The 3,371-nt window shown below is 71.5% G+C and carries 4 protein-coding genes; 1 reads left to right on the top strand and 3 read right to left on the bottom strand.

Translation table 11 applies throughout. From position 1 onward, the window contains the following. Positions 1-63: 63 nt before the first annotated feature. Genes ACWGIG_RS37965 through ACWGIG_RS37955 form a run of 3 tightly spaced genes read right to left on the bottom strand, consistent with a single transcriptional unit; the run spans position 64 to position 2,237 of the window. Entirely contained in the window at positions 64-936 is an 873-nt protein-coding gene (locus ACWGIG_RS37965; RefSeq protein WP_453326284.1) for an NmrA/HSCARG family protein, read from the bottom strand. A gap of 23 nt (positions 937-959) precedes the next feature. Beyond that, positions 960-1,799: an SDR family oxidoreductase gene (locus ACWGIG_RS37960; protein WP_453326283.1), complete on the bottom strand. Its 840-nt coding sequence runs from the start codon at positions 1,797-1,799 to the stop codon at positions 960-962. A 3-nt stretch (positions 1,800-1,802) separates the two neighbouring features. Further along, positions 1,803-2,237 (bottom strand): SnoaL/DnrD family polyketide biosynthesis methyl ester cyclase, encoded by a 435-nt coding sequence (locus ACWGIG_RS37955; RefSeq protein WP_453326282.1) that lies wholly within the window; start codon positions 2,235-2,237, stop codon positions 1,803-1,805. A 201-nt stretch (positions 2,238-2,438) separates the two neighbouring features. Here ACWGIG_RS37955 and ACWGIG_RS37950 point away from each other — a divergent pair, with 201 nt between their 5' ends. Further along, positions 2,439-3,299: a class I SAM-dependent methyltransferase gene (locus ACWGIG_RS37950; protein WP_453326281.1), complete on the top strand. Its 861-nt coding sequence runs from the start codon at positions 2,439-2,441 to the stop codon at positions 3,297-3,299. Positions 3,300-3,371 lie beyond the last annotated feature (72 nt).

The raw sequence follows: 3,371 nt of genomic DNA, 5'->3' as shown, positions 1-3,371 counted from the left end.
GGCCGCTGCAGTACGCGGCCCCGCCCCCCTACCGGCTCTTTCGTGTACGCACCCGCCGTGTCCTCAGACCTCGATCTCCTTCAGGTAGGCGGCGAAGGTCCGCAGGCCCGGGTGGGCCGTGCGCAGTGCGTCGATGTCCGCCCGGTAACCGTGTTCCTGGAACCACTCGAACATCAGCGCGATCTCGGGTGCGTTCGGGATGTACGGGTTGGCCGCCACCGCGTCCAGCGGCAGTTCCTCGAACCGGGCCGGCAGTCCGCTGCGTGCGGCGAACGCCTGCGCGATCTGCTCCGCGGTCAGCTCGTCGCCCGCCAGCTCTACGGCGCGGCCCAGGTAGGTCTCCGGGTGCGTGAAGGCCTCCGCGGCGAAGAATCCGATGTCCTGGACGGCGATGAACTGCACGCGGGTGGCGGGCTTCAGCGCCAGCTGGACGACGAGGGTGCCGTCGACGTTCTGAGGGCCGTGCGCCGCGAAGTTGTCCATGAAGAAGGAGGGGCGGAGCACGGTCGTCGGGACGCCCAGCTCCTCCAGGTAGCGCTCGATGTGCCGCTTGGAGTCGAAGTGGGGCACCCCGCTGTGCCGTTCGGCGCCGCCCACGGAGCTGTAGACGACGTGGGCGACCCCGGTGTCCCGGGCCGCCCTGGCCACTGCGCGGCCCTGGCGGACCTCGCCCCCCAGCCCTTTGGGGGTCATGAAGTTCTGTACGGAGAAGACGCCGTGCACGCCTTCCATGGCGCTGCGCAGCGAGGCCTCGTCGTCCAGGTCGCCCTGGACCAGGCGCACACCGAGACCGGTGAGGGCACGGGCCGCCTTCGACTGCGGGTCGCGCACCAGCGCGACCGTGTCCCGGCCGCGCCGCACCAGCTCGCGGGCGGTGGCGCCGCCCTGCTGGCCGGTCGCGCCGGTCACCAGGACGGTGCGGTTCGTCTCGGTCATCGGTAGGTGTCCCTCTCGGAGGTTCAGCGGAAGAGTGCGGCGTTGTCGGCCGCCCAGGCCCGGTAGGGGCGCGGGTCGCGGCCGGTCAGGTCCCGTACGGCAGTGGTGGGCTTTGCCCAGGGCACTTCGGGGCTGCGCAGGGCGGCGACGTTGGTGACGGCGGCCTCGCGGTCACCGGTGAGGCCGGTGAAGACCTCGACGACCTCGTCCTCGGGGGCCACGGAGAACTCCAGTTCCCGGCCGAGGACCTCGCCGAGGATGCGGGCCTGCTCCTCTGAGGTGAGGACTTCGCCGCCCGTCAGGACGTACGACGCACCGCGGTGGCCGTCCTGGGTGAGTGCGACGACGGCGACGGAGGCGATGTCGTACTCGTCGACGGGCGCACCGGGGGTGTTGCCGATCCAGCAGCGCACGGCGCCGCTCTCCCGGACCGTCCTGATCCACCAGGACGTGTTGGCGTGGAAGGGTCCCGGGCGCAGGAACGTGGTGGCGACGCCCGACGCGGTGATCGCCTCCTCGGCCGCCCGGTGCTCGTCGGCGATGCCGTGCGGCAGCGGGTGCAGGACGCCGGCCGAGGAGAGCAGCACCAGGTGTGCGGCGCCGGCCTCGCGGGCGGCTGCGGCCACGTTGCGGGCCTCGCCCGCCACGTCGCCCGACAGGACGACCAGGGCGCGGTCCACCCCGTCGAAGGCCGCGGTCAGGGACGCGGGGTCGGCGGGGCTGCCCGCCACGACCTCGACCCCCGCCGGGAGGTTGGCCTCCTCGGGCTTCCTGCTGAGCGCCCGGACCTGGTGGCCCAGGCCCACGAGCTGTTCGACGGCCTCGCGGCCGACCTTGCCCGTCGCTCCGGTGACGAGAATCATCGGTCAGTCCCTCCAGCCGGTCGGCTCGGGCCACGGCGAGCCGAGCTGGCGGTAGGTGCCCTGGTAGTCGGGCCAGTCCCGGTGGTCGCGGATCTTGCCGTCGACGAAGCGGATCAGGTGGATCTGCTCGCCGGAGAACCGGCGGCCGGTCGGCGCCATGCCCACGAGGTTGCCCACGTGACGGCCGTACAGGACGAGGTGGGCGCGCACCCATTCGCCGCGCTCCTCCAGCAGCACCTCGTCGAGGCGGGCCTCCTCGGAGAACGTCATCCGCAGCCACTTGACGGCCATCGCGAAGGAGTCGGGGCCCCGCAGGTCCATGTGCTCCAGGGAAGCCGGATTGAGGTATTCGGGGTGAATGAACTCGGCGACATCGTCCGTATTACCGGTGTTGTACGCCTCTATCATCCGGCGTATCGCGTCCTTCTGACTGCTCATCGCATTCCCTCCACTGGGGTGTCAGGAGCATTCTGGGAGCACGGGTAAACCTGGGCAAGAGGCGAATGCGCAACAACGAGGCGGTGTCCAGCGGCCCTCGACGCGCTCTCCAGTGCGGCCCGTGGTGCGGTGCCCAAAATGGGGATTGCAGTGCTTCTTCCCCGTGCGACCCCATCCGACCGCGTAGACCCGGAGCTGAATGTGGATACCGCGTTGTACAAGACGAAAGTCACCGATGCCTTCAACGGGGCCGCGGCGACCTACGACCGGCTGGGCGTGGAATTCTTCACGCCGATGGGCAAGCGGCTGGTGGAGCTCTCGGAGCCGAAGCCGGGGCAGCGGCTGCTGGACGTCGGCTGCGGCCTGGGCGCGACCCTGCTGCCCGCGGCCCGGGAGGTCGGCCCGGAGGGGTCCGCGCTGGGCATCGACATCGCGGCGGCGATGATCGAGGAGGCCGGCCGGGAGGCCGCCCGGCAGGGCATCGGCAACGTCGAGCTGCGGGTGATGGACGGCGAGCACCCCGATCTGCCGGCCCGCTCCTTCGACCTGGTGCTCGGCAGCTACAGCGTGATCTTCCTGCCCGACGCCCGGGCGGCGCTCGCCCGGTACGCCGGACTGCTGGCCGAGGGCGGCCGTATCGCGTTCACCAGTCCCGTCTTCACCCGGGACACCTTCCCGTTCCTGCCGCCGCTGTTCACCGAGCTGATTCCGCTCTCGCTCCTGGAGCACCTGCCGGCGGCCTGGCACCCCGACCAGCTGCGCCGTCAGCTGCACTCCTGGCTGGAGGACCCGGCGGACCTGACGGCCGCTCTGGAGAAGGCCGGTTTCACCGGGGTGGAGATCACCGACGAGAACGTGCACATGACCGCCGCGTCCGGTGAGGCGTGGGTGGACTGGTCGCACACCCAGGGCATGCGGCTGCTGTGGCAGCACCTGCCCGAGGCCGAGGCGGCGGCGCTGCGCGCCCGGCTGATCTCCTCGCTCGACGCGCTGCGCACCGACGGCGGGCCCGTCCTGATCGACGTCCCCGTCCGCTACGTGACCGCCACCGTGGCCGTCTGAGCCGGCTCCCGCTCTCCCGTTCTCCCGCTCTCCCGCTCTCCCGCGGTACGACGACACGAGGCGGCGCCACCG

Source organism: Streptomyces sp. NPDC054863, assembly GCF_053610825.1.
Note: the sequence above shows the minus strand (reverse complement) of the source record. Positions and strands in the feature narration are given on the sequence as shown.

Bases quoted from the DNA above. Each gene is read 5' to 3' on its own strand.
- ACWGIG_RS37965 (WP_453326284.1), bottom strand. From the start codon at position 936: ATGACCGAGACGAACCGCACCGTCCTGGTGACCGGCGCGACCGGCCAG.
- ACWGIG_RS37955 (WP_453326282.1), bottom strand. From the start codon at position 2,237: ATGAGCAGTCAGAAGGACGCGATACGCCGGATGATAGAGGCGTACAAC.
- ACWGIG_RS37960 (WP_453326283.1), bottom strand. From the start codon at position 1,799: ATGATTCTCGTCACCGGAGCGACGGGCAAGGTCGGCCGCGAGGCCGTC.